Genomic DNA, 23,557 nt, shown 5'->3' with positions numbered 1-23,557 from the left:
ATGTGAAGCGGCGTACCATGTTGCGGCGTCCTGCACGGCGATCAGGCCGAAACGCTCTCGGTAAAGATTTTTTAGAGCTGATGTCCGTGCCCCGCCAGGAATTGGCCGGGCTGTTGCGGTTGGCCGCCCAATTGAAACAACAAAGACGGCGGGGAATCGTCCAGCGCCATCTGCAGGGCAAGATGCTGGGTCTCCTGTTTCAAAAGCCGTCCACGCGCACGAGAGTGTCGTTTGAGGCTGGCATGAATCAATTGGGCGGGCAGGCCATGGTTCTGCCGATGGCCGACATTCAATTGTCGAGGGGAGAGAGTGTGGCGGATACGGCCCGGGTGCTCTCGCGATATCTGGACGGCCTGGTGATCAGGACATTCGACCATGCAATCGTGGAAGAATGGGCCCGCGAAGCGACGATCCCGGTCATTAACGGGCTGACCGATTTGAGCCATCCCTGCCAGGCGTTGTCGGATCTGTTGACGATCCAGGAAAAGAAGCGTCGATTGCGGGGGGTCAAAATCGCCTATGTCGGCGACGGGAATAACGTCACGAACTCATTGATCGAGGCGTCGGCCAAGATGGGCATGTCCATTGCGGTCGGCTGCCCGGCCGGATACCTTCCCGATCAACACATTGTCGATTGGGCTCGCGCGGAGGCGCAACAGACCGGGGCGGCGGTTGAGATTCATCAGGACCCCCATGTGGCGGTGAAGGACGCCGACGTTGTGTATACCGATGTCTGGATCAGCATGGGACGTGAGCGCGAGCAGGCGCGGCGGCTCAAGACCCTGGCGCCCTACCAGCTGAACGAGCGGCTCCTCAAGCGGGCGAAGCCGGACGCCATCGTCATGCATTGTTTGCCTGCCCACCGCGGCGAGGAAATCACGGCGGCGGTTCTGGATGGGCCGCAATCGGTCATTCTGGATCAGGCGGAAAACCGCCTGCATGTTCAAAAGGCCGTTCTGGTGCGATTGTTATCCAAGCAGAAGCGACAGGCGAAGCATCACAATTGACAAGGGAGTGAGATGAACCGGTCTTCAATCAAGAAAGTCGTGCTGGCGTATTCCGGAGGACTCGACACGTCGGTCATCCTCAAGTGGCTCCAGGAGACCTACGACTGTTCCGTCGTAGCCTTCTGCGCGGATCTCGGACAAGGAGAAGATCTCAAGGCCATCAAGGCGAAGGCGAAGGCTTTGGGCGTCTCCAAGGTGTATGTGGAAGACCTGCGCGAGACGTTCGTCAAGGAGCATATCTTCCCGATGCTGCGCGGCAATGCCGTCTATGAGGGCAGTTACCTGCTCGGCACGTCGATCGCCCGTCCGCTGATCGCGCGCCGTCAGATTGAAATTGCCGCGAAAGAAGGCGCCGATGCGGTTTCCCATGGATCGACCGGCAAGGGGAACGACCAGGTACGGTTTGAGCTGACCTATTTGGCGCTGGATCCGAAAGTGAAAATCATCGCGCCGTGGCGGGAATGGTCGTTGCGCTCCAGGCGGGAACTGATCGAATATGCGCAGCGACACGGCATTCCCATCACGGCGACCAAAGCCAAGCCCTACAGCATGGACATGAATCTTTTTCACGTCAGCTATGAAGGCGGCATCTTGGAAGATCCGTGGGAGGCCCCGCCGGAAGAGATCTTTCATATGACGGTGTCACCGGAACGAGCGCCGGCGAAGCCGCAGGAAATCGAAATCGAATACCAGCAAGGGGATCCGGTCGCCGTGGACGGCAAGCGTCTACGTCCTGCCGCCTTATTGGCCCATCTGAATAAAGTCGGCGGCGCGCACGGGGTAGGGCGTGTCGATCTGGTGGAAAATCGATATGTCGGCATGAAATCACGCGGCGTCTACGAAACGCCGGGCGGGACGATCTTGCATGCCGCCCACCGTGGCCTTGAATCCCTGACGATGGATCGAGAAGTCATGCATTTGCGGGACGGTCTCATTCCTCGCTACGCGGAGTTGATCTACTACGGCTATTGGTATGCGCCGGAACGAGAAATGCTGCAACGGGCTCTGGATGAAGCGCAGCAGGACGTGACGGGGACGGTGCGGGTGAAACTGTATAAGGGGAGCTGCACGGTCGTGGGGCGGAAATCACCGCGCTCCCTCTACCGGCTGGATATGGCAACGTTCGAGGAAGATGAAGTGTATCGCCAACAGGATGCGGAAGGATTTATCCGCTTGAACGCGCTTCGGCTGGCCATCCGAGCCCAGCGGAAAAAACCTCGATCCTGATGGCACGGGCAACCACACGCCGCCGGCCTCCCTCCAAGGCGAAGCCCGGTTCGAGAGCCGGGACCAGAATGCAAAGTGCAGGCGGGCTGCCGAGGGGCAAGGCCTGGGGGGGAAGGTTCAGCGAACAGACCGACCGCGTGGTGGAATCTTTCAGTTCGTCGTTGGCATTTGATAGCCGGCTGTATCCCTATGACATTCAGGGCAGCATGGCTCATTGCAAAGCGATGGAGCGCGCCGGCGTCTTTACGACGCGCGAGACGGAAGTATTGATACGAGGTCTCAAAGCGGTGAATCTTGAACTCGATGAAGGACGATTTTCCTTCGCGGCCGAAGATGAGGATATCCATATGGCCGTTGAGCGCCGTCTCACGGAACTGATCGGCCCGCTCGGGGGCAAACTTCACACCGGGCGTAGCAGAAACGACCAGGTCGCGCTGGATATCCGATTGTATTTGCGGGACATGCTCGACCGTCTCGGTCAGGCGCTGATGAAGTTTCAGCGCGTATTGCTGGCGCAGGCGCGCGAGCATCTCGACGTCGTCATGCCGGGGTATACGCATCTCCAGCGGGCGCAGCCGGTGCTGCTGGCCCACCATTTTCTCGCGTACGTGGATATGTTCGCTCGAGATCGGGGCCGCCTGACTGATGCACGGTCCCGCCTCGATGTCATGCCGCTCGGGTCGGGAGCGCTTGCCGGCACGAATTACGCGGCGGATCGGGAATACCTCGCTCGGCTCCTCGGGTTCCCTGCCGTGACGCAAAACAGTCTGGACGCGGTGTCCGACCGGGATTTTGTGGCGGAATCGCTCGGCGCGCTCTCGCTGATCATGATGCATCTGTCGCGCATGAGCGAGGAGCTGATTGTGTGGGCCTCCCAGGAGTTCCATTTCGTCGATCTTCCCGACGCCTATTGCACGGGCAGCAGCATGATGCCTCAAAAGAAGAATCCTGATGTCCCGGAGTTGATTCGTGGTAAAACGGGACGGGTCTACGGCCATTGGGTCGGCGTGCTGACGATGCTCAAAGGATTGCCGCTCAGTTACAACCGCGATCTTCAGGAAGACAAGGAAGCCCTCTTTGACGCGGTTGACACGACTCTGCAGTCCGTCACATTGCTGACGGAATTGGTCCGGCGGATGCGGATGAATCGCGAAGCGCTGGCGCAGGCGGCGTCGGGAGGCGCCATGTTGGCAACGGAGTTGGCCGACTATCTGGTGCTCAAGGGTGTTCCGTTTCGAGAAGCCCATTCCATAGCGGGACGAGTTGTGCGATCCTCCCTGGAGCAGGAGCGCGATCTTCAGCGGATGACGCTGGAAGAATTGAAGGAATTTTCGAAACGATTTGAATCGGACGTCCTGGATCGCCTGACGATCAGCGCGGCGGTCGATCGTAAAGCGCAGATCGGGGGAACGTCCAGGAAACGCGTTGAAGCCCGGATACGGGAACTGGAGAGATCGCTGTCCTAAGATGACACCGAGCGGGCGCGGGACAATGAACGCCGGCTGGGTTATTGTGACCGCTGCGGTCTGGTTGTCCGGTTGCGGCGTGATCGGCGCCCCCGTCGCACCGGAGGATGTGGGCGTAGCCCCGATTATTGAGCGGCAAAAAGAGCGGGAACAGGATATGAGCAGTCGTGGCGTACCGGACTCGGCCGGCCCCCCTCTCATGTATCCGGGTCTCAGGGCCGGCGAAGGAGATGCAAGCCAGTCGACCGATGACCTTCCCGTGCCACCGCTGCAATCCGTGGGCACGAAACCGTAACGCTCCAGCACCTGGGCGGCGAATATAATAATGGCTCTTTATTGGTCTCATCGTATTCAGGCCGAGAGGAGAACCCCAATATGGAACTGATTCAACCGGCACGTCATCCGATGGTCCCCGGCAAAAGGCCGCAGCGACGGTTGTTACTCTTGGACCCATACCCGAGAAATAATCGCTATCATTTGACCGCGTCAGAACGCCGGGCGGTCTGGTTTCCGAAATTGAGTCTCCCCACCATTGCTGCCTATACGCCGGAGCATTGGCATGTCGATCTCGTGGACGAGGCCGTGACGGATATCAATTTTGATCACGAATGCGACTTGGTCGGCCTGTCGGTCATGACCTGCTACGCGCCCCGGGCATACGAAATCGCTCACGAATTCAGAAAGCGGGGCGTCAAAGTCGTATTGGGAGGAGTTCATCCGACTTATTGTCCGGACGAAGCCTTGCGTTACTGCGACGCCGTAGTGTGCGGAGAGGCCGAGGATCTCTGGCCCGAGGTTATTTCCGATTTCGAAGCCGGCCGGATGCAACGCAAGTATGAAATGAAGGCGTTTCCTTCATTGGAGCACTATAAGAGCCCCCGCGTCGAGCTGCTGAGCCCGGATTCCTATATGACGCGGCAATGTAGTTTCACCACGCGGGGATGCCATTTCGATTGCGAGTTCTGCAGCGTTTCCCCCTTCAACGGCAAAACGACGCGGCGCCGGCCGGTGCAGGAAGTCGTCAAAGAGCTCACGGCCGTCAAACAATGGGTCCGAAGCGAGCTGGTGGATCGAATTTGCGACGACTCGTTGTGGCAGGCTTTTAAGACCGGCCTGCGCATCAGACTTGGCGTGGAGGACGGCACCATCTTCGCGTTCGTCGATGATTTGCACAACAGCAACCGCGCGTACTGCCGCGAATTATGGTCGGCCCTGAAGCCGTTGAATATCAAATGGGGCTGCCAGTCGACGCTCTTTCTCGGCGACGACGAAGAGATGGTGAAGCTGGCATCGGAAAGCGGCTGTGTTTCCGTCTTCGTCGGAATGGAGTCGCTGGATGAAGATTGTCTGGAGGAAACGAACAAGCCGTTCAATCGAGTCCAAAAATTCGCTCAGGAAATCGACATGTTCCACAAATACGGGATCATGGTCAATCCGGGCATCGTGTTCGGGTTCGACAATGATGATGAATCCGTCTTCGAACGTGCGGTGGAATTTCTCACGAAATGCCGCGTGGAACTAGCCTATTTCAACGTGCTGACTCCTCTGCCGGGGACGGCGCTCTACGACCGATACAACCAGGCGGGCCGTATCTTCGATCGGGATTGGGCCAAGTACGACGGCAAACACGTCGTATTTCGTCCGAGCCGGATGACGCCGGAACAGTTGCAGGAGGGATTTTACTGGGCGAACCATCATTTCTATTCGGTCCCTTCGATCTGGGCCCGCCTCTCGGGAACGAAACAACGCCTTGTGGCGCGTCTTGAAATGAATCGGGAATTTCGAAAGCTGGTAAAGCGGTCCTGTCCCAAAGGCACGCTCTCACCGGTCGCCGGCGTGCTGAAAAACTTGCAGGCCAAGTTGCCCACCGTCGAAACCAGGCAACTCATTCCCAATGCCTTGCATGCGATCAAACAGCGGTTCGATCAGACGACGGCCCCGGCGCACGGAATGTGGCTCAACATCAAGGCCAAGCGGCACGATCAGTTCGCCGCCCTGGTCATTACCCTGGAAGGAACGCTGGATCACCTGAACGCGCAGGAACTGCTTAAGCGGATCAAGACGGCGGCTGAACAGGCTCGGTTGGACATCATTATTAATTTCGAACATCTCAAGCATGCCACACCGGAAGCGCTGAAAGCGCTGCTGGACGGAGGGGCGGTGAAAGAGGTGTTGCCCTACGCGAAAGTGCGGTATCAAAAGTTTAGAGCGGCGTTCGAGGACGCGTTGCATGGGCTGTCGATGAGCGGGATCGACTTTTTGAGCGAGGATTTCCAAGATGCATGATTTTCAGTACCGGGAAGGTGAATTGTATTGCGAGGACGTGCCGCTCGCCCGGATTGCCAAAGAAATCGGTACACCCTGTTACGTGTATAGCCATCATACCCTTGTGCGGCATTTCCGCGCGTACGACAGCGCGTTTCAGAACATTCCGCACATTCTGGCCTTTGCCATGAAGGCCAACTCGAATCTGGCGATTTTGAAACTGATGGCGAATGAAGGAAGCGGGGTCGATATCGTCTCGGGAGGCGAATTGTATCGGGCCATGAGGGCCGGGGTGCCGGCCTCGAAGATCGTGTTTGCCGGTGTCGGCAAGAATGCGGATGAGATCGCCGAAGCGTTGAAGGCGGATATCCTCATGTTCAATGTCGAGTCGTCCGAGGAATTGCGGGCCATCAACGACGTCGCGGCATCGATGGGAAAGCAGGCTCGCGTGGCGCTGCGGATCAACCCCGACATCGACCCCAAAACCCATCCCTATATCTCCACCGGCCTGAAAAAGAGCAAGTTCGGCATTGGGGCCGATCGGGCAATGGAGGAATTTCATCTGGCATCCACATTGTCACACATTGACGTAGTGGGGGTGCACAAACATATCGGATCGCAATTGACCGAGGTGACGCCTTTCGTGGAGGCCTTGAAAAAGGTATTAGGCTTAGTGCAAGCCTTGAAAGATCGGGGCATCAACATCCGCTACATCAATATCGGCGGCGGCCTCGGGATCACCTATTCGGATGAGAACCCGCCGCAACCCAAAGACTTGGCGGACGCCATTTCTCCCCTGGTGCGCGATCTCAAGTGCGTGCTGATCATGGAGCCGGGACGCGTGATCGTCGGCAATGCCGGGGTACTCATGACGAAGGTCCTGTATACCAAGGATGGGGAAGCCAAGCGGTTCTTGATCGTTGATGCAGCCATGAATGATCTTATCCGGCCCAGCCTGTATGGGGCTTATCATGATATTCGCCCGCTGTATGAGCGCACCAATCAGACTCACCGGAGCTTGGTGGACGTCGTAGGCCCGGTCTGCGAGTCCGGCGATTTCCTGGCGAAGGATCGGATGATGCCGGATGTCAAACCGGGTGAGATGTTGGCGGTCATGAGCGCAGGCGCCTATGGATTTGTGATGGCGTCGAACTATAACTCGCGGCCTCGCGTGCCGGAAGTCCTAGTGAAGGGCGGGGAAATGCATGTGATCCGGGCTCGAGAGTCGTACGACGATCTCGTGCGCGGCGAACATATTCCCGCCTTTTTATCTTAGTTTTGCCACATTGCCGGCGAAGGAGTAGGCCATGTTCACGGGATCATTGGTAGCAATCGTCACCCCGTTCCGACAAGGAAAGGTGGATGAGAAAGCGCTCGGAGAACTGATCGAATGGCAAATCGCTAACGGGACGCATGGAATTGTTCCCTGCGGCACTACCGGAGAATCGGCGACGCTCTCCCATGCCGAGCATGAGCGGGTCGTGGCCTTTACCGTGGAAGTGGCGAAGCGTCGTGTACCGGTCATTGCCGGAGCCGGCTCGAACAGCACCGATGAAGCCATCGCGTTGACGAAACACGCCAAGAAGGCTGGGGCGGATGGTGCGCTCCTAATCACGCCGTATTACAACAAGCCGACTCAGGAAGGACTGTTCCGGCACTATAAGGCCGTTGCCGATGCGGTCGATCTTCCGCTTGTCCTCTACAATATCCCGGGCCGGACCGGCGTGAACATGATGCCGTCTACCGTGGCGCGCCTCGTGAGTTGCCGGACCATCGTGGCCGTCAAGGAAGGGAGCGGTTCAGTCCAGCAGGCATCCGAAATCATCCAGGCTTGCGGTGACAGAATGGCGGTTCTTGCCGGGGATGATGTCTTGACCCTTCCTATCTTGGCGCTCGGCGGAAAAGGCGTGATCACGGTGACGGCAAATATTGCTCCCGCTGATATGTCCGGGCTGGTCAATAGCTTCCTGGCTGGCCGTGTGGAAGAAGCTCGGCGGCTACACTATAAGCTCGCGCCCCTGTTTACCGCTCTCTTCTATGAGACCAACCCGATACCGGTCAAGGAGGCGCTCAGTATGATGGGGAAGATCGACGGCGAGATACGTCTGCCGTTATGCGGCATGGCGCCGGACACGAAACATAAGTTGACAAACGTGATGAAGGAATACGGGCTGCTATAGTTGCGTTGTGCCAGAGAGATTGGAATTCTCATGACGAAGGTTATTATCGCCGGGGCAGGAGGACGGATGGGCCGTCGTCTCATCGCGCTGGTCAAGGATTCGCCGTCGCTGGTACTGGCAGGCGCTGTCGAAGGCAAAGATCATCCATTGGTAGGACAAGATGCGGGTGAGATAGCGGGCTGCGGCCGTATGGGCGTCACCATCGGCAATAATCTTTCGACGCTTCTGGATGAGGGAGAAGTGATTGTTGATTTTTCCACTCCAGCGGCCACCTTGCAGCACTTCAAGGCCGCCGCCGGACGCCGTCGGGCCATGGTCATTGGGACGACAGGCTTCTCCCCATCCGAATGTGATGAACTGAAGAGCCTTTCCCGACAGGCTCCATGCGTGTGCTCGCCGAATATGAGCGTAGGGGTGAACGTGATCTACAAGATCCTTGCCGAGATGGCCACGACCTTGGGTGAAGAGTACGATATCGAAATCATCGAGGCGCATCACCGGCTTAAGAAGGATGCGCCAAGCGGGACGGCCATCAAAATGGCCGATATCCTGGCTCGGGCCGTCAACCGGGATTTAGAGCAAGTTGCGGTCTATTCCCGTAAAGGATTGATCGGTGAGCGGTCGCAAAAGGAAATCGGGATTCAGACAGTCCGGGCCGGTGATATTGTCGGTGATCATACCGTTCTGTTCGGGACTGTGGGAGAGAGGATCGAGATAACCCACCGCGCACAGAGCCGTGACACGTTCGCCAGCGGTGCGTTGCGCGCCGCCGGATGGGTGGTCAAACAGTCTCCGGGGCTCTATGACATGTTGGATGTGTTGGGACTTCGGCAGCGCGCTTGATATAGTGCCCGCTGTCTAGCTTCATGGTATGGAAGATGAAGGCACTGTGATCCGCGCGATCCTGATGAGGAAAGCCGAACGGACCAGAAACCTTAAACGGAGGCGGTTTGATGAGCCCAACTGGGTGCGTCGCCGGCTGGAGTAAACTCCTTCAGTTCTCTTCGGGAGGCCAGCGCGGTCCGTATCCCATGATAGACGCATAGCGCGCCCACCGTCCACGTGGGATCGGGCGGAAGACCACGAAAAGCCGCTTCGGCGGCTTTTTGCTCATCGTGGGTGAGCGGCCTCGGTCTCTTCATAAGAGCGGTCAGTGACGGGATGTAATAGGTCTCGGCTCGGGATCGGCTACTTTTCGTCGACCACAATTCAGGCATGCTAAAACTGTGATCGCGAGACCTGCATCCAAATCAACAGCCCGCTCCGGCAACATCGTGCCGCGGCATTTATCACATGTATGCATATCTATCTCTATAACATTGCTCCGTGAGACAAGCCATCCACCTGAAGTACCTGGCATCGAGGTCAAAGGTCCCTTGATTCGGAGAATGAATGGGCCCTTCGAACCTCAACTATGGCCATTCGGCCTTAGATGAACTAGTAAGTGTACCGGTTTGGGATCGGCTTGGATTCGACTGGTCAATATAGGCGGGGTGAGGAAGCACGGGACCGCTATGTATAGAATCATCACTATCCTGATATTGCTCACGATTCTGTATTTTTTGCTCCGCAGCGCAGTCCGTGCGTTACAGGAACGAAGCAAAACGGTCGGGCAAAATCAGCTTTCCGACAAACATCAAATGGTACAGGATCCGGTTTGTCGGGTTTTTGTTCCAAGAGGAGCGGCCGTGCAGGAGGAAATAGGAGGACAGAACTATTTTTTCTGTAGCCGGGAGTGCGCGAAAACGTTTCAACGCCAATTGGCTGGTTAGCAGCCGGAATAACTATAGTCCGTAAACTTGTCCTCCTTATCAAAGAGCAGGGTAATCTGACACTCATTGGCTTCGAAATTAAACAGGGGTAGCGCCGCTTTCCCTCCGGCAATCCGATAGTAAATCCATTTTTCACCGCCGAAAAAGCGTGAACTTCTTCCGTCGGGAGGACCCCAATTCTTTTCAAACCAGGCTTTATCCTTTCCTTGCAGTTCGGATGGCTTGAGTGAGGCTTCAAGATATGGATTATGGCTGCATGCGACGAACATGAACGTCAAGACCGTCAACCAGGCGGAACGTCTCATACAGTTGCTCCTTGGGAACAATCGGGAGTTGTGTCGAAAGACATACGAAGAAATTCTAGCGTCGATCCGGCGAGACTGTCAAACGTCCCGCGTGGGAAGCCAAGGATTGTTTGCCATGAAGTCCTGAGCCCTTTAAAATAGCTAAACCGAAGACCCTCAGCGGAACGGAATCACCCGAAGGAAAGGATGAGTCATGAAACTCTACTTGGATACCGCCAGTGTCAAAGAGATTCAGGAAGGAGCTGCGCTCGGCTTGATCGATGGAGTCACCACAAATCCCTCCCTCGTGGCCAAGGAAGGCCGCAGTTTTCGCGAGGTGCTCTTGGAAATTTGCAATATCGTGGACGGGCCGATCAGCGCCGAAGTGGTGAGCGTCGAGGCCGATGGAATGGTCAAAGAAGGTCGTGAACTGGCCAAGGTCCACAAGAATGTCATTGTCAAGGTGCCCCTTATTCCTGAAGGACTGCGCGCGACGAAAAAGCTTGCGGCCGAAGGAATTCGGGTCAACGTCACCCTATGCTTTTCGCCGACCCAAGCGCTCCTTGCAGCCAAAGCCGGTGCGTGGTGCGTCTCTCCCTTTATCGGCCGGCTGGATGACGTGAGTTCCAATGGGATGGAATTGATCCGCCAGATCGTCACCATCTATCGGAACTATGACTACAAGACGCTGGTGCTGGTCGCGAGCGTGCGACATCCGCAACACGTCGTTGAAGCGGCGCTGGCCGGCGGTCATATCTGCACGATGCCTTACGGCGTATTTCAACAATTGGTCAAGCATCCTTTGACCGATGCCGGGTTGAAGAAATTTCTGGCCGACTGGGAAGCCCAGGGACGAAAGTAAAGACGAAAGTAAAGGGATTCCGGATCAGACTGCCGGACTTGCCGGATCGGCAAGAAGCGCACGGGCTCGTTCGAATACCTTGTGAAACATGGGTTTGGTCAGTTTGCCGGTAAAGGTATTTTGCTGGCTTGGATGGAAAGAACAGAGGAGGGTAATGCGCCACGGTAGATGATAGACCGCGCCATGCGTGAACCGGAGAGCCGGCCTCGGCGGCGCCAGGCCCATGTCCCTGCAGGCTTTGAAATATTGATCAAACGCGACCTTCCCCAGTGCGATGACCGCCCGCACGGCACCGAGATCGTCCAACTCGCGAGTGACGTACGGCCGGCAATTCGCAAACTCGTCGGGCAACGGCTTATTGTCCGGCGGCGCACACCGCACCGATGCGCCGATGTAACAGTTCGATAGGCGCAGGCCGTCGTCCCGATGAACAGAATGCGCTTGGTTAGCGAATCCATACCGATGCAGCGCTTCGTAGAGCCAGTCCCCGCTCCGGTCACCGGTGAAAATCCTCCCGGTCCGATTGCCGCCGTGCGCGGCCGGGGCCAATCCCAAAATATACAATTGCGCGCGACGGTCACCGAATCCGGGTACCGGCCGGCCCCAGTAAGTCCAGTCCTCGAACTGTCGCCGCTTGGTGCGCGCCACCTGTTCCCGATATGCCACGAGACGGGGACATCGCCGGCAAGCGACGATTGTTTCATTGAGCAGAGTCAGCGAGGGCATAGGCGGACTGTACCAGAATCGCAAAACTTGTTCACGCTTGTCGCTTCCCGACCTTGCTGATAGCATGGTGCCAGTCTTCTTCGGAAAGGATAAATACCTATGCTCCATGCTGTTGTCGGCGTCATAGCCGCCTGGCTTCTCATTGTGTTGTACCTGCCTATGCAAAGTCGGGGAGAATCGGCAGGTGGTCATAGAAACATCGTTTCAGAGAAACCGGGAGAGGGAGTGCCGGAGACCGGTGACTCCGCTCAGAGGCCGGGCGCCGTACCATCCGAACAAGACGGGACGCCGGAACCGGAAGATCGTCTGGTGATTCTTCCGGAGATTAAACGCGAAGGAGAACGGTTCTTTCTCAGTTCATTCAAGCTGCCGGATAAACTCACCTTTGCCGGTCAATCGGTGCCGTTGGACAATTGGCAGGTGCGGGAACGGATTGAATACGAGTTCTATCAATTTCTTGAGGATCAAGGCGAAAGCATTATTCTCGCGAAACGAACCGGGCGGTGCTTCGCTCCTGCGGAAAAACAACTGGCCGAAGCCGGATTGCCGGACGATCTCAAATATATGCTGTTGGTCGAAAGCAAATGCATTGCGGCGGCCTATTCACGAGCAAAAGCTTCAGGCCCTTGGCAGTTCATCAATTCGACCGGACGCCGATACAAATTGCACAGCGACCGGTGGCGGGATGAACGACGAAACCTCGAGATGTCCACGGAAGCGGCCATCAAGTATTTGCGGTATTTGCGCGAATTTCAGCAGGGGGATTGGTTTTTGGCCATGGCATCCTATAACGCCGGAGAGGACCGGGTGAGGAAGCTGATGAAGGAACAGAAAGTCGGCGATTACTGGAGACTCCACGGACCGCGGGAAACCATGCGATATGTCCCGCGGATCATCGCCGCCAAGGAAATCTACTCCCAGCCCGAAAAATATCTCGGCCTGACGAAAAAAGACCTGTACACCCCCTTGGAAACGGAAACCGTCACGGTGACGATCAAGGAAGCCCAGCGCCATCTCACCGCTATCGCGCAGGAGTTCGGAACATATTTTCTCGAGCTCAAAATGCTCAACCCTGAGTTCACCAAGGATTTCCTGCCCAAGGGAAGCTATCAAATCAAAGTTCCACGCCAAACCTGCCCCAATCGCTGTTTCAAGCAGGAAAAGCCCTGACATCTCCATGCGCATCGAAGTGCCACAGGCTCGCGCGCGAGGTATTTTCTCCCGTTTGTTCAAGGCGGGGCTGCGCGCCGTCGATCCGTACGGCGCCATGCTTCGTAGCATCAGCATTGAGAAGGGGTCGTTGGTGGCGGGACCCTATCGCTACCCGTTCTCGCGGTATCGCCGCATCGTGGCAATCGGAGCGGGCAAAGCTTCGGCTCGTATGGCGCAGTCCCTTGAACAAGTATTGGGAGAGTCATTGGTAAGCGGCCTGGTGGTGGTGAAGTACGGCCATGGCGTGCCGACCAAGACAGTACAAATCCTGGAAGCCGGTCATCCCGTTCCCGATCAACAGGGGCTTGCGGCCGCGCGGCGGTTGCTGGATGTTGCCAAGGCGCTCACCGAAGAAGATCTGCTGATTGTCCTCTTGTCCGGAGGAGCCTCGAGTCTGCTGCCGGCTCCGGTGAACGGTCTGACCTTGCAGGATAAACAGCACACTACCCAGTTATTGCTGCGGAGCGGGGCCACCATTCAGGAAATGAATACGATACGGAAGCATCTGTCGTCGCTGAAAGGCGGACAGTTGGCCGCGGCGACCAGGGCGCAGGTACTGACCCTTCTCTTGTCCGATGTGATCGGCGACGATATTGGGACGATCGGGTCCGGTCCGACTGCTCCGGACGATACAACGTTCAGTGAGGCATGGACAATCGTGCGGCGCTATCGTCTTGACCGGTCCATTTCACCATCAGTCCGGCGCCATCTTCTGCGGGGAGTACAAGGGCGGGTACCTGAAACGCCGACATCCAAATCGGCCGTCTTCAAGCGCGTGCGTCATCACATGATCGGCGGCAATAGCGCCGCCGTGGACGCGGTGTCAGGCGCGGCGCTCACCGCCGGTCTCCGCCCGATGGTGATCGGTTCGACCCTGACGGGAGAAGCCAAGGAGGCGGCCAAAGTCTTTGGGGCAATGGCCCGCGAGGTTGCCCATCGAGCGAGGCCTCTGCGCCGTCCGTGCTGTCTCCTGGCCGGGGGGGAGTTGACCGTTTCGGTGACCGGTAAAGGAAAAGGAGGCCGAGCTCAAGAGTTCGCCCTCGCGGCGGCCGGCGAGATAGCCGGTTTGAAGAGAATCTGGATTGCCGGATTCGCGACGGATGGCTCGGACGGTCCCACCGATGTCGCCGGCGCGATCGTAGACGGAAATACCGTGGCTGTTGCAAAGCGAAAGGGACTCGATGCTGCGCACGCGTTGCATCAGAACGATGCCTATCCTTTTTTTCAAAAAGCCGGCGGCCATATTATCACCGGTCCGACCGGCACGAACGTCAACGATCTTTACCTTCTCCTCGCCCTCTAGGTACGATTCTTCCGCATGGCCGCTCTACTCCTGCCACTGGAGCAGTGTTTGGATCCAGCCGTTGCCGGAGGCAAGGCTGTGGGATTGGCTCGCCTCATCGTGGCGGGATTCCACGTTCCCTCGGGTATCTGCCTCACGACTGCTGCGTATCGAGAATCTTGCCGACAAGCCGGAATCGACGCCGGATCTACATGGAGACTCGCCCGAGAGCTGCCCCCGGACCGGCGAATTGAAATTCTCGCAGCGGTGCGGGCACGGATAGCAACCGCTCCCTTCCCAGCGGACTGGGCTGGGGATCTCCACGCTGCGCTCAAAAGCCTCGGTAGAGAGCCCGGGTTGCTCTGGGCGGTACGCTCGTCTGCTACTAATGAAGATACCGCGGAAGACAGCGGCGCCGGACTCTACAAAACGGAACTCGGCGTGGCCTTCCACGATATTCCGCGCGCAATCCGGGATTGTTGGGCTTCGCTCTGGGAGGAACGAGTGGTCTCATATCTCAACCGGGATTGGGAGATGGATCCGGCCCCCGCCATGGCGGTCATTGTGCAACCTATGATCGCCGCCCGCGTGTCGGGCGTGGCGTTCTCCCGGCATCCGGTAACGGGTGACGATGAAACGCTCATCAATGCGGTTCCTGGTTTGGCCGAGCTCCTGGTGTCTGGGCGGGTAGAACCGGATGAATATGTAGTGTCGCGCCGGCGATCTGACATCACGGCTAAGGTCTTGTCGCGCCGCGTCGCCCGAAAATCGTCCGTGATGAATCTCAGCTCGACCGGTCCGGTCATCGAGCACTTACCAGAAGCAGCGGGCCGATGTGTCTCGCTTACAGACAGGGAGGCGGTGATGCTCGCGTGCGCCGTACAAGAAGTAGAGCGGGCACTGGGGCAGCCGGTCGATGTGGAATGGGCGTTCGATCAAGACAGTGTATGGCTGCTCCAAGCTCGGCCCGCGTCCAGCCGGAGCGATGCGGACTACGTGAGGAACTCCCGGTGCGAGTGGTCTCGTGCGAATTTCAAGGAGACGCTGCCGGAACTGCCGAGTCCGCTAGGCCTCTCCTTCCTGAACCAGTTTATGGAAAACTTCATCCTGCGCCATTACCGTGAACTGGGATGCGAGATTCCAGCCGGACTCACGGCCGTCCAGATTGTTCAAGGCCGTCCCTTCATCAACGTGACACTGCTGCAATCATGCTTGGCGCAATTAGGTGGACATCCCGAATTGGTGACCGAACAGATGGGAGGGGAAGGGCAAACGGCCGCACAACGGTCCGCGCGACTTCCCGTCTGGAAGCTTGGGCGCGCGTTGCTCAGGATGCGCCGGAAGATTCGCCATGCCCTTCGACACGCACCGGGATGGTTTGACGATCTCAAGCAAGCTAGTTCCGCTCAAACCGACGGCTCGCTAGAGAATCTTTCCCTCGATGAGGTGCTGCGCCGGATCGGGTGGCTGGGAGCCTATCTCAGTGGAGGAGAATGTACCTTTGCCATTGTGGCCGCGGTGGGACAGGCGCAACAGGTGTTGGGCACGGTCCTCCCTCGGTGGCTGGGCACAGAGTGGCGGTCCCTGCTGAATCGGGCGTTACAAGGGCAGCACACCATCATCAGCGCTAAGCAGATTCGCGCGTTGCGTGAGATTGCAGACCATGCCGGTCATGAAGCGAAGGCGAGAACCTTTTTCTTGTCGGATCACTGGATGCCGGGACTGTATCGAAAGGAATTGAGTGAAACCGCCTGTTTGGTGGAATTGGATGCATTTTTGGCGGAGTTTGGCCATCGGGCCATCGGGGAGTCCGACATCATGAGCCCGCGCTTCGCCGAAGATCCCACATACCTCTTAAATGTGATTCGTCGGCACCTCCGGGATGCTTCGCGCCGGACGGCAGAACAGGCAACCAGAGAACAGGAATTGGACCGCAAGGTAGCCCTTGAGTCGATTCGCAGCCGTCTAGGATGGAGATATGATCGGCGGCTGATATTCGAATGGTGGTATGCGCGTCTTTGCCGAGTTTCCGCCTTGCGGGAGGCCAATCGGCATTCCTTGATGTACTACGGGACGGCCATGCGGCGGCTGGCCCTTGTCCTCGGCAAAAGACTCACGGAGACCGGTGCGCTGTCGGCTCCGGACGATGTCTTCTTTGTCACGGCGGAAGAATGCCTACAATTAGCACGCGGCTCCTCTTCTCCCTATGATTGGAAGGCGGTGGTGAGGCGGCGCCGGGCGCTTCGCCGCAAATATGCGGAGACCACGGTGCCGGATTTTATCCCCGCATCGGGAAGCAGGCCGAGGACGCCCGGGGAGGCCACCATGGACGCGGAACGATGCCTGCACGGCGTCTCGATCAGCGGCGGAGTCGTCGAAGGACCGGTGGTGATCGTACGGAGCGCAAAGGACATCGAGAAAGTGCGGCGCGGTGATATTATCGTCGCGCCGGTGATTGATCCGGGAATGGTGACGGCGTTCGGGCTGGCTGCGGGTCTGATTGCGGAAATGGGAGGAACGTTATCTCATGGGGCGATCATCCTGAGGGAATATGGAATTCCGGGCGTTGTGAACGTCTCCCGTGTTACCGAGTTGTTGAGAGACGGAGACCGTGTCAGGCTCAATGCCGTCGTAGGCTTGGTGGAGCGTGTCCCTGCTGTAATCGCAAAATGATAATGTCCGCTTTGACCAAGATAGAAATGTCCTCTTCACTGCTAGACTGCCGGCCCTCACAAGGAGGGCCGGATGGTCGGAGAGGACAGGGTCATGATGAGTGGAAAGGAGTTGAGGCGGGTGCATGTGATTCGCCAGGTCAGGGAAAAGCGCATCACGCAAGAGAAAGCCGGTGATCTGTTGGGGCTGACAGCCCGCCAGATCCGGCGACTGATCAAGCGGGTGGAGCAGGCGGGGGACCAGGGGCTGGCGCATCGGGGACGGGGCCAGCCGTCAAATCGCCGGATCGCGGAGCCGGTCAAGGCGCGGGTGCTCCGGCTGTATGAGAAGCGGTACGGGGATTTTGGCCCGACGTTGGCAGCGGAGAAGTTGGCCGAGCGGCATGGGATCGCGGTGAGCCCGGAGACGTTGCGGGGCTGGCTCCTCGAGCAAGGGGTGCAGCATTTTCAGCGGCGCAAGCGTCCGCATCGGGCGTGGCGGGCGCGCCACGCGCACGTGGGCGAGTTGCTCCAGATGGATGGCTCGCACCAGGACTGGTTGGAAGGGCGCGGCCCCCGCGGTGTGCTCATGGCCTACATCGACGATGCAAGCAGTCGCGTCTATGCCCGATTCTATGAGTACGAAGGGACCATCCCGGCGTTGGACAGCTTTGGGCGCTATGTGAAGCAACATGGCCTTCCGCTGGCCGTCTACACGGACAAGCATACGACCTACAAGTCGCCGGCCGAGCCGACGGTGGACGACCAGCTTGAAGGCCGCACGCCCCAGAGTCAGTTTGAGCGGAGCCTCGTGGAGATGGGCGTCACGGTGATTCCTGCCCATTCGCCGCAGGCCAAAGGTCGAGTGGAGCGGCTGTTTGCCACCTTCCAGGATCGGCTGGTCAAGGAACTGCGCCTCGCCGGGATCACGACGCTGGAGGCCGCGAACCGCTTCTTGGAGGAGTATCTGCCGCGGTACAACCAACGCTTTGCCGTGCTGCCCGCGCAGCCCGCCGATCTGCATCGACCGGTTCCGGCCGGCCGAGATCTCGATCGCATGCTGTGTCTGAAGACCCCGCGGGTCCTGCGCCGCGATTGGACTGTGGCCCACCACGGGCAGCTCTATCAGGTTCAGACCAATGTCCGGGCGACCCACGTGCTGGTGGAAGAACGCGTGGATGGGACGCTCTGCATCACACATCAGGGCCGGAGGCTCGACCATGCGGCTATCGCCACGCGTCCGGTGCGTGCGGCTGATGCCCCAACAGTCCACCGCCCTCAGCGCCCAGTCAAGCCGGCAGCGGATCATCCGTGGCGCAAACGGCTTCTGCCTGAACAAGAACGCCACGCGGCGGAGGCCCGAACATAAACCGGACATTTCTACTTGGGGAAGAAGAGGACATTTCTACTTGGGGTTGACACCTGCTTGACCTTTCTACGCAGTTTCCGTAGGCTTCATCAATTTTACGCGTTGACGGTTCCCGCATCGGAAAGCGATGGCCCTCACTTCCTCTTCCTTCTTCCTTGGCGCCGGCGTGGCGTTGGCGCTCACTTTGTTGGCCGCATTGGTGTGGAACATTGCGCGACTGCGCAATCGCACGGAAGCTCTGCCGGGCCATGGCCTGGAGCGCCTGCATCGAGCTGAAGCCATGTGCGAAGAGCTTCGGCGGCGCCTGCAGGAGGAACAACTCCTGACGGGCGGTCTTCGTGAAGAGTTGGCCCTGTCGCAACGGGCCTGCGCCGTGGCCGAAACAAAGAGCGCGGAAGCCGCGAAACACATCGACGAGCAAAAGGCCTTGCTGCAAGAAGCGCGGCGGGAACTTCAGGACTCGTTTCGAGCGCTGTCCGGGGAGGCGCTGAAACAGAATAACGAAGCGTTTCTGCAACTGGCCCATTCATCCTTTGCAACGTTTCAGGTTGAAGCCAACGGAGATCTTGGCCGGCGGCAACAGGCCATCGATGAGGTGATCCGGCCGCTGCAGGATCAACTCAAGCGGTATGAAACACAGATCAGTCAGGTCGAACAAATACGACTCCGTGACTATGGAGGACTTGAACAGCAGCTGAAGCTCATGGCTGAATCACATCAGCGCCTGCAACAAGAGACCGGGAATTTGGTAAGGGCCCTTCGTGCGCCGGCGGTACGCGGCCGCTGGGGAGAGACGACGTTGAGGCGGGTGGCCGAACTCGCAGGCATGATCGCGCAGTGTGATTTTATCGAACAGGCCGTGGCAGGCCAGGGAGACGGAAACCGTCGTCCGGATATGGTTGTGCGGCTTCCAGCGGGGCGGCAAGTCGTGGTGGACGCCAAAACCGTCCTGTCGGCTTATCTGGACGCCTATGAATGTCAAGACGAAAGCCAGCGGCGCGCTCATCTTACGCGACATGCCGCCCAGGTCCGCTCGCGCATGGAGGAGCTGAGCTTGAAAGCTTACTGGGGCCAGTTCGCGCACGCGCCTGAATTCGTGATACTGTTTTTGCCCGGCGAGCAGTTCCTCGGCGCGGCGTTGGAGCAGGATTCTTCATTGATCGAAGACGGGTTCGCCCGTGGGGTGGTCATTGCGACGCCGACGACGCTGGTAGCGGTCTTGCGCGCGGTCGCGTACGGATGGCGCCAGGAACAGTTGACGGAACACGCCGCATTGGCCGGGAGGTTGGGAAAAGATTTGTATGAACGGATGGCAGTGCTGGCCGACCATCTGAACGATATCGGACAATCGCTTACCAGAAGTGTTCAAGCGTATAATAAAGCCGTCGCTTCCTTGGAGACGCGCATTCTTCCGGCCGCCAGGAAATTTAAAGACCTCGGCGTGTCATCGGAGAAAGAGCTGAGTCGGCTCGATACGATCGACGTCGCGCCCAGGGAGCCCCCATCGTTGGTAGGACAGGACGCCGGGAGTGCAGAATGAGTGAACAGCAATGCATGGTTGAAGAGTTTCATCAGAAATTTGAGCTTCGCGTTGAGCCGGCGCCGGCGATTCCGGATGAAGCAACACGCCGGCTCCGGGTCCGGCTGATTCAAGAAGAGTTCGACGAGGTCAAGGAGGCCCTGGCGAAGGAAGACTTGAACGGAATCGCTAAAGAATTGGCCGACTTGCTTTATGTCGTGTACGGTACCGCTGTGTCGTACGGCATCGACATGGATCCGGTGTTTCGCGAAGTCCACCGCTCGAATCTAAGCAAGGTAGGGGGTTACAAACGCGGAGACGGGAAATGGGTAAAGCCGCCGACATACTCGCCGGCGCAAATCGGCCCTATTCTCACGTCGCAGCTTGCGGGTCGCGGCCGCTCTTGTTCATCCGAAGCCCCGGACGCGGAGTAATGGGCATGAAGGAACTGCATTGTCCGGCCTGCGGGACACCGTTTGTTCGGCTGACGCATCAGCCCGGGATCGTGGAACGCCTCTTCAATCGTTTCGGACTCTTTACGTATCGCTGTCAGGTCTGTACCAATCAGTTTCGAGCCATTCGTTCGGGCGCCCGACATGCCACGCAACAATTCGATCGGCGGCAATACCGGCGGCTCGTCGCCAATATTCCGGCCGCCGTCACGGTTGATCAGCCGAGCTTCGAGGGAATGATCACCGACGTCTCTATGGGAGGCTGTACCATGCAGACGGAAGCCACCTTTCCCCGAGGTACCTTTGTCGAGGTTCTGCTCAAACCGCCGCAGAGCGAAATGGACATCAAGGTGGATGCGGCGATGATCTGTTCGCAGCGAGGCTCGACGGTCGGTCTTAAATTTCTGGAATTTGAACCGGACGATAAATACCGGCTCGGTGAATTGGTCCTAAGCCTTCTGGTCACGCAAACTTCCCCGCCGGGCATCACCGCGTGATCTCGGCGACTTCTTCGACATACCGACAGGCATATTATCGATCAAGCGAATCGATCCCACACGTATCGCCCCGAGCAACACACAATCTGCTCGGACTGTGGTCACCGGTTCCAGCGTAATGGGATCACAGACGGCCAGGTACTCGACTTTCGCCAGCCGTTCTTGCGCAATCAAGCCGGCCATGACCCGGATAATATCCTTGCTCACACGGGGTCCCTTGCCGAGCGCTTGAGCGCCGGCGCTGAGAGCGCGATACAGCACCGGCGCCGCTTGCCGTTCCGCCTGCGAGAGATAGATGTTACGCGAGCTGAGAGCCAATCCATCGGGTTCCCGCACGGTGGGGTGGACGACAATGGCGCATCCGATGTTCAAGTCCGTCACGAGCCGCCGGACAAGCGTTGCCTGTTGATGATCTTTTTGACCGAAGAACGCGACATCCGGCTCCGCAAGGCAGAGAAGCTTGGTCACGATCGTCGCCACCCCTTGAAAGTGCGTGGGACGAGCGGCTCCCTCCCAGCATCGGGCGATACCGGGGACTGAAACGACGGTTTGAAACCCGTCCGGATACATGGAGGCGGTGTCCGGCGCGAAGACTACGTCGACACCTTCAGCCTTGCACAGGGCTTGGTCGGGCCGAAGCCGGCGAGGATAGCGGGCGAAATCTTCCTGTGGACCGAATTGGGTCGGGTTCACGAAAATACTGACGACCACTGCATCGCACCGTAGGCGCGCTGCCCTTATCAACGCTCGATGGCCGGCATGCAGGGCGCCCATGGTCGGCACGAGTCCAATTGTCACACCTTCCCGGCGGAGCGCCCTGCTCCAGTTTGTCAAGGCAGAGAGTGATCGGATGGTCTTCACGCGGGCGGCTCGCCTGAGAGCGGGGTTCCACAGGATGGCGGGCTTCCATAGCGGCTGCTTGGCTGGGGGTCTAATAGCCGGACCGCTGACTGATCCTTGACATCGTTCAGCAGTTCCGCGACGGTTCGATTCAAGAGCGGGTGCCGCCATTCGGGAGCCACTTCAGCCAGCGGCACGAGGACAAAGCGTCGCTGGTGCAAGCGGGGATGGGGAATCGAAAGGCCCGGTTCATTGATAATACGATCATCATAGAAAAGGAGGTCCAGATCCAGAGTTCGAGGACCGTTGCGTTGCTCCTCGTCACGCCCGAGCGCTTGCTCGATCTCCCGGCAGACATCCAACAGGCTTTTGGGCGTAATGTCTGTTTCGAGACGCACCACGCCGTTCAGAAACCAGTTGGGACCAGGCGATGCCCCATCCATGACCGGTTCGGTTTCATAGAGTGAAGAAGTCGCGTCGAGTCGTGAATGCGGCAGCAAGCTCAGCAGCGTCATGGCCCGGTCGCAGTAATCCAGGCGATTACCCACGTTGGAGCCGAAACCGATGAGGGCGGTAGCCATGATCTATCACACCCCTTGAAGCGCCTTGATATTCGTCACTCCTCACTCCTCATTCCTTATTTCCCTCAGTACCCTGTCTTCTTCATTCGTTCCACCGCTTCCGCTAACCGTTCCTTCGACGTGGTGACCGTCATCCGGATATAGCCCTCGCCCGGCGCGCCGAACCCATTGCCCGGCGTCGTCACGATGCCGGCTTTTTCCAAGAGATGCGCCGTGAAAGATGCAGATGTATAGCCCTTCGGAACCGTTACCCACACGTAAAAAGCCGCAGCTGGTGGATCGACCTCCAATCCCAGCATTTTCAGGCCGGGGACCAGCACGTCGCGCCGTTCCTGATACACCTTGCGTAGCCCGTCCGTCACCGAATCATCCAGGTTAAGGGCTGTAATCCCGGCCTCCTGAACGGCCTGAAACACGCCGGAGTCCAGGTTGCTTTTGACCTTGCCCAAGCCGGCCAATACCTCTCGGTGGCCGACGGCAAAGCCCAAACGCCATCCGGTCATGTTATAGGTCTTGGAAAGCGAATGAAATTCGACCCCGACTTCCTTGGCGCCGTCTATTTCAAGGAAACTGGCGGGACGTTTTCCGTCGTAATAGATTTCCGAATAGGCCGCATCGTGGCAGACGATAATCTGATTCGCTCGCGCGAAGTCGACGACTCTTCGAAAGAAGTCCTTGCTCATGACCACCGATGTGGGATTGTTCGGCGAATTCAGCCACATCAGCTTCGCCTTCCTGGCGACATCCTGTGGGAGGGCGGTTAAATCCGGTAAGAAGCCGTTCTCCTTCGTAAGCGGCATGATGTGCGAGGCACCGCCTGCGAAGCTGGTACCGACCGGATACACGGGATAACCCGGGCTCGGCACCAAGACGATATCGCCCGGATCGACAAAGGCAAGCGGGACATGGCCGATCCCTTCTTTTGATCCGATCAGAGTCAATACCTCCGAGGCCGGGTCCAGCGTGACATTAAAACGCCGTTTGTACCAGCCGGCCACGGCGCCCCGGAACGACGCCATGCCCTCGTAGGAGGGATACTGGTGATGTTTGGGGTCGCCCGCGGCCTTGCGCAAGCTTTCGATGATCGGAGCCGGGGTTGGCAGGTCCGGGTCGCCGATACCAAGGTTGATGATATCCACGCCCCGCCCGATTGCTTCTTGTTTCATCTTGTCGATGGCGGCGAACAAATAAGGAGGCAGTGTTTTGATACGTGTGGCATATTCAATGGGAAACCCGGCCATGCTGAGGAGCTCCTTTCTAGGATCATGCGGACGCATCGAGGCAGTCGCGCTCGGCGTCGGACTGTGAGCGATTTCTTGAACGAGGGGGTAGACTACAGCAGGTGCACTGTGGCAATCAACGAGA

Annotated in this window: 23 protein-coding genes; 17 read left to right on the top strand and 6 right to left on the bottom strand. The window is 58.2% G+C overall.

What is annotated here, in order from left to right; translation table 11 throughout:
• The first annotated feature begins 17 nt into the window (after positions 1–17).
• The 8 genes from argF (at position 18) to dapB (ending at position 8,988) form a co-directional block, all read left to right on the top strand.
• Positions 18–1,007 (top strand): ornithine carbamoyltransferase, encoded by a 990-nt coding sequence (gene argF, locus ACWGXE_RS20125; protein WP_447599908.1) that lies wholly within the window; start codon positions 18–20, stop codon positions 1,005–1,007.
• Positions 1,008–1,019: 12 nt separating this feature from the next.
• On the top strand, positions 1,020–2,234 hold the full coding sequence (locus ACWGXE_RS20120) for an argininosuccinate synthase (protein ID WP_447599906.1): 1,215 nt from the start codon (positions 1,020–1,022) through the stop codon (positions 2,232–2,234).
• Complete coding sequence (argH, locus tag ACWGXE_RS20115; protein WP_447599904.1) at positions 2,234–3,700, top strand: argininosuccinate lyase; 1,467 nt, start codon at positions 2,234–2,236, stop codon at positions 3,698–3,700. The genes ACWGXE_RS20120 and argH overlap by 1 nt, the downstream gene beginning before the upstream one ends.
• 25 nt (positions 3,701–3,725) lie before the next feature.
• Positions 3,726–3,995 carry a hypothetical protein gene (locus ACWGXE_RS20110; protein ID WP_447599902.1) on the top strand — a complete coding sequence of 90 codons (270 nt, stop codon included), beginning with the start codon at positions 3,726–3,728 and terminating at the stop codon, positions 3,993–3,995.
• A gap of 80 nt (positions 3,996–4,075) precedes the next feature.
• Positions 4,076–5,986, top strand: a complete 1,911-nt coding sequence (locus ACWGXE_RS20105) for a cobalamin-dependent protein (protein ID WP_447599900.1) — start codon at positions 4,076–4,078, stop codon at positions 5,984–5,986.
• Positions 5,979–7,241 carry a diaminopimelate decarboxylase gene (gene lysA / locus ACWGXE_RS20100; protein ID WP_447599899.1) on the top strand — a complete coding sequence of 421 codons (1,263 nt, stop codon included), beginning with the start codon at positions 5,979–5,981 and terminating at the stop codon, positions 7,239–7,241. Before ACWGXE_RS20105 ends, lysA begins: the two co-directional genes overlap by 8 nt.
• A gap of 31 nt (positions 7,242–7,272) precedes the next feature.
• A complete protein-coding gene (gene dapA / locus ACWGXE_RS20095; protein WP_447599897.1) occupies positions 7,273–8,145 on the top strand; it encodes a 4-hydroxy-tetrahydrodipicolinate synthase in 873 nt (290 codons plus the stop codon).
• Positions 8,146–8,175: 30 nt separating this feature from the next.
• A complete protein-coding gene (dapB, locus tag ACWGXE_RS20090; protein ID WP_447599895.1) occupies positions 8,176–8,988 on the top strand; it encodes a 4-hydroxy-tetrahydrodipicolinate reductase in 813 nt (270 codons plus the stop codon).
• A gap of 92 nt (positions 8,989–9,080) precedes the next feature.
• Here dapB and ACWGXE_RS20085 read toward each other — a convergent pair whose 3' ends face one another.
• On the bottom strand, positions 9,081–9,362 hold the full coding sequence (locus ACWGXE_RS20085; RefSeq protein ID WP_447599893.1) for a hypothetical protein: 282 nt from the start codon (positions 9,360–9,362) through the stop codon (positions 9,081–9,083).
• Positions 9,363–9,659: 297 nt separating this feature from the next.
• Here ACWGXE_RS20085 and ACWGXE_RS20080 point away from each other — a divergent pair, with 297 nt between their 5' ends.
• Complete coding sequence (locus ACWGXE_RS20080) at positions 9,660–9,917, top strand: YHS domain-containing protein (RefSeq protein WP_447599891.1); 258 nt, start codon at positions 9,660–9,662, stop codon at positions 9,915–9,917.
• On the opposite strand, the gene ACWGXE_RS20075 is transcribed toward ACWGXE_RS20080, so the two are convergent.
• Complete coding sequence (locus ACWGXE_RS20075) at positions 9,914–10,222, bottom strand: hypothetical protein (RefSeq protein WP_447599890.1); 309 nt, start codon at positions 10,220–10,222, stop codon at positions 9,914–9,916. The two genes, ACWGXE_RS20080 and ACWGXE_RS20075, sit on opposite strands and share 4 nt — an antisense overlap.
• Positions 10,223–10,415: 193 nt before the next feature.
• On the opposite strand from ACWGXE_RS20075, the gene fsa reads away from it, so the two are divergent.
• The gene (fsa, locus tag ACWGXE_RS20070) at positions 10,416–11,063 is read left to right on the top strand and encodes a fructose-6-phosphate aldolase (RefSeq protein WP_447599888.1); all 648 of its coding nucleotides are present in this window, start codon (positions 10,416–10,418) and stop codon (positions 11,061–11,063) included.
• 24 nt (positions 11,064–11,087) lie between these two features.
• Here the strand turns inward: fsa and ACWGXE_RS20065 are convergent, their stop codons facing one another.
• Positions 11,088–11,789 (bottom strand): uracil-DNA glycosylase, encoded by a 702-nt coding sequence (locus ACWGXE_RS20065; RefSeq protein ID WP_447603817.1) that lies wholly within the window; start codon positions 11,787–11,789, stop codon positions 11,088–11,090.
• A gap of 99 nt (positions 11,790–11,888) precedes the next feature.
• On the opposite strand from ACWGXE_RS20065, the gene ACWGXE_RS20060 reads away from it, so the two are divergent.
• The 7 genes from ACWGXE_RS20060 (at position 11,889) to ACWGXE_RS20030 (ending at position 20,771) form a co-directional block, all read left to right on the top strand.
• Complete coding sequence (locus tag ACWGXE_RS20060) at positions 11,889–12,959, top strand: lytic transglycosylase domain-containing protein (protein ID WP_447599886.1); 1,071 nt, start codon at positions 11,889–11,891, stop codon at positions 12,957–12,959.
• Positions 12,960–12,966: 7 nt separating this feature from the next.
• Positions 12,967–14,304 carry a glycerate kinase type-2 family protein gene (locus tag ACWGXE_RS20055; protein ID WP_447599884.1) on the top strand — a complete coding sequence of 446 codons (1,338 nt, stop codon included), beginning with the start codon at positions 12,967–12,969 and terminating at the stop codon, positions 14,302–14,304.
• 15 nt (positions 14,305–14,319) lie between these two features.
• Positions 14,320–16,956, top strand: coding sequence for a PEP/pyruvate-binding domain-containing protein (locus ACWGXE_RS20050; RefSeq protein WP_447599882.1), 2,637 nt, complete (start codon positions 14,320–14,322; stop codon positions 16,954–16,956).
• A 93-nt stretch (positions 16,957–17,049) separates the two neighbouring features.
• Positions 17,050–18,303: an ISNCY family transposase gene (locus tag ACWGXE_RS20045; protein WP_447599880.1), complete on the top strand. Its 1,254-nt coding sequence runs from the start codon at positions 17,050–17,052 to the stop codon at positions 18,301–18,303.
• A 127-nt stretch (positions 18,304–18,430) separates the two neighbouring features.
• Positions 18,431–19,843 (top strand): DNA recombination protein RmuC, encoded by a 1,413-nt coding sequence (gene rmuC, locus ACWGXE_RS20040; RefSeq protein ID WP_447599878.1) that lies wholly within the window; start codon positions 18,431–18,433, stop codon positions 19,841–19,843.
• A complete protein-coding gene (locus ACWGXE_RS20035; protein ID WP_447599877.1) occupies positions 19,840–20,256 on the top strand; it encodes a pyrophosphohydrolase domain-containing protein in 417 nt (138 codons plus the stop codon). The genes rmuC and ACWGXE_RS20035 overlap by 4 nt, the downstream gene beginning before the upstream one ends.
• Before the next feature lie 5 nt (positions 20,257–20,261).
• Positions 20,262–20,771: a PilZ domain-containing protein gene (locus ACWGXE_RS20030; protein ID WP_447599876.1), complete on the top strand. Its 510-nt coding sequence runs from the start codon at positions 20,262–20,264 to the stop codon at positions 20,769–20,771.
• Here ACWGXE_RS20030 and panC read toward each other — a convergent pair.
• The 3 genes from panC to ACWGXE_RS20015 all read right to left on the bottom strand — a co-directional run bounded on the left by panC (position 20,724) and on the right by ACWGXE_RS20015 (position 23,433).
• Positions 20,724–21,632 (bottom strand): pantoate--beta-alanine ligase, encoded by a 909-nt coding sequence (gene panC / locus ACWGXE_RS20025; RefSeq protein ID WP_447599875.1) that lies wholly within the window; start codon positions 21,630–21,632, stop codon positions 20,724–20,726. The two genes, ACWGXE_RS20030 and panC, sit on opposite strands and share 48 nt — an antisense overlap.
• Positions 21,629–22,192, bottom strand: a complete 564-nt coding sequence (folK, locus tag ACWGXE_RS20020; protein ID WP_447599873.1) for a 2-amino-4-hydroxy-6-hydroxymethyldihydropteridine diphosphokinase — start codon at positions 22,190–22,192, stop codon at positions 21,629–21,631. The genes panC and folK overlap by 4 nt, the downstream gene beginning before the upstream one ends.
• Positions 22,193–22,257: 65 nt before the next feature.
• Positions 22,258–23,433 (bottom strand): LL-diaminopimelate aminotransferase, encoded by a 1,176-nt coding sequence (locus ACWGXE_RS20015; RefSeq protein ID WP_447599871.1) that lies wholly within the window; start codon positions 23,431–23,433, stop codon positions 22,258–22,260.
• Between the last annotated feature and the right edge of the window lie 124 nt (positions 23,434–23,557).

Source organism: Nitrospira sp. Nam80, assembly GCF_965152575.1.
This window is presented reverse-complemented; position numbering and strand designations above follow the sequence as displayed.

What these genes read in the sequence shown, in the direction of transcription:
- ACWGXE_RS20060 (WP_447599886.1), top strand. Translation starts at nt 11,889, where the DNA reads ATGCTCCATGCTGTTGTCGGCGTCATAGCCGCCTGGCTTCTCATTGTG.
- ACWGXE_RS20105 (WP_447599900.1), top strand. Translation starts at nt 4,076, where the DNA reads ATGGAACTGATTCAACCGGCACGTCATCCGATGGTCCCCGGCAAAAGG.
- ACWGXE_RS20035 (WP_447599877.1), top strand. Translation starts at nt 19,840, where the DNA reads ATGAGTGAACAGCAATGCATGGTTGAAGAGTTTCATCAGAAATTTGAG.
- ACWGXE_RS20085 (WP_447599893.1), bottom strand. Translation starts at nt 9,362, where the DNA reads ATGCCTGAATTGTGGTCGACGAAAAGTAGCCGATCCCGAGCCGAGACC.
- dapA (WP_447599897.1), top strand. Translation starts at nt 7,273, where the DNA reads ATGTTCACGGGATCATTGGTAGCAATCGTCACCCCGTTCCGACAAGGA.
- ACWGXE_RS20015 (WP_447599871.1), bottom strand. Translation starts at nt 23,433, where the DNA reads ATGGCCGGGTTTCCCATTGAATATGCCACACGTATCAAAACACTGCCT.
- argH (WP_447599904.1), top strand. Translation starts at nt 2,234, where the DNA reads ATGGCACGGGCAACCACACGCCGCCGGCCTCCCTCCAAGGCGAAGCCC.
- argF (WP_447599908.1), top strand. Translation starts at nt 18, where the DNA reads ATGTTGCGGCGTCCTGCACGGCGATCAGGCCGAAACGCTCTCGGTAAA.
- dapB (WP_447599895.1), top strand. Translation starts at nt 8,176, where the DNA reads ATGACGAAGGTTATTATCGCCGGGGCAGGAGGACGGATGGGCCGTCGT.
- ACWGXE_RS20080 (WP_447599891.1), top strand. Translation starts at nt 9,660, where the DNA reads ATGTATAGAATCATCACTATCCTGATATTGCTCACGATTCTGTATTTT.
- lysA (WP_447599899.1), top strand. Translation starts at nt 5,979, where the DNA reads ATGCATGATTTTCAGTACCGGGAAGGTGAATTGTATTGCGAGGACGTG.
- folK (WP_447599873.1), bottom strand. Translation starts at nt 22,192, where the DNA reads ATGGCTACCGCCCTCATCGGTTTCGGCTCCAACGTGGGTAATCGCCTG.
- fsa (WP_447599888.1), top strand. Translation starts at nt 10,416, where the DNA reads ATGAAACTCTACTTGGATACCGCCAGTGTCAAAGAGATTCAGGAAGGA.
- ACWGXE_RS20045 (WP_447599880.1), top strand. Translation starts at nt 17,050, where the DNA reads ATGATGAGTGGAAAGGAGTTGAGGCGGGTGCATGTGATTCGCCAGGTC.
- ACWGXE_RS20075 (WP_447599890.1), bottom strand. Translation starts at nt 10,222, where the DNA reads ATGAGACGTTCCGCCTGGTTGACGGTCTTGACGTTCATGTTCGTCGCA.
- rmuC (WP_447599878.1), top strand. Translation starts at nt 18,431, where the DNA reads ATGGCCCTCACTTCCTCTTCCTTCTTCCTTGGCGCCGGCGTGGCGTTG.
- ACWGXE_RS20055 (WP_447599884.1), top strand. Translation starts at nt 12,967, where the DNA reads ATGCGCATCGAAGTGCCACAGGCTCGCGCGCGAGGTATTTTCTCCCGT.
- ACWGXE_RS20110 (WP_447599902.1), top strand. Translation starts at nt 3,726, where the DNA reads ATGAACGCCGGCTGGGTTATTGTGACCGCTGCGGTCTGGTTGTCCGGT.
- ACWGXE_RS20030 (WP_447599876.1), top strand. Translation starts at nt 20,262, where the DNA reads ATGAAGGAACTGCATTGTCCGGCCTGCGGGACACCGTTTGTTCGGCTG.
- ACWGXE_RS20065 (WP_447603817.1), bottom strand. Translation starts at nt 11,789, where the DNA reads ATGCCCTCGCTGACTCTGCTCAATGAAACAATCGTCGCTTGCCGGCGA.
- ACWGXE_RS20050 (WP_447599882.1), top strand. Translation starts at nt 14,320, where the DNA reads ATGGCCGCTCTACTCCTGCCACTGGAGCAGTGTTTGGATCCAGCCGTT.
- ACWGXE_RS20120 (WP_447599906.1), top strand. Translation starts at nt 1,020, where the DNA reads ATGAACCGGTCTTCAATCAAGAAAGTCGTGCTGGCGTATTCCGGAGGA.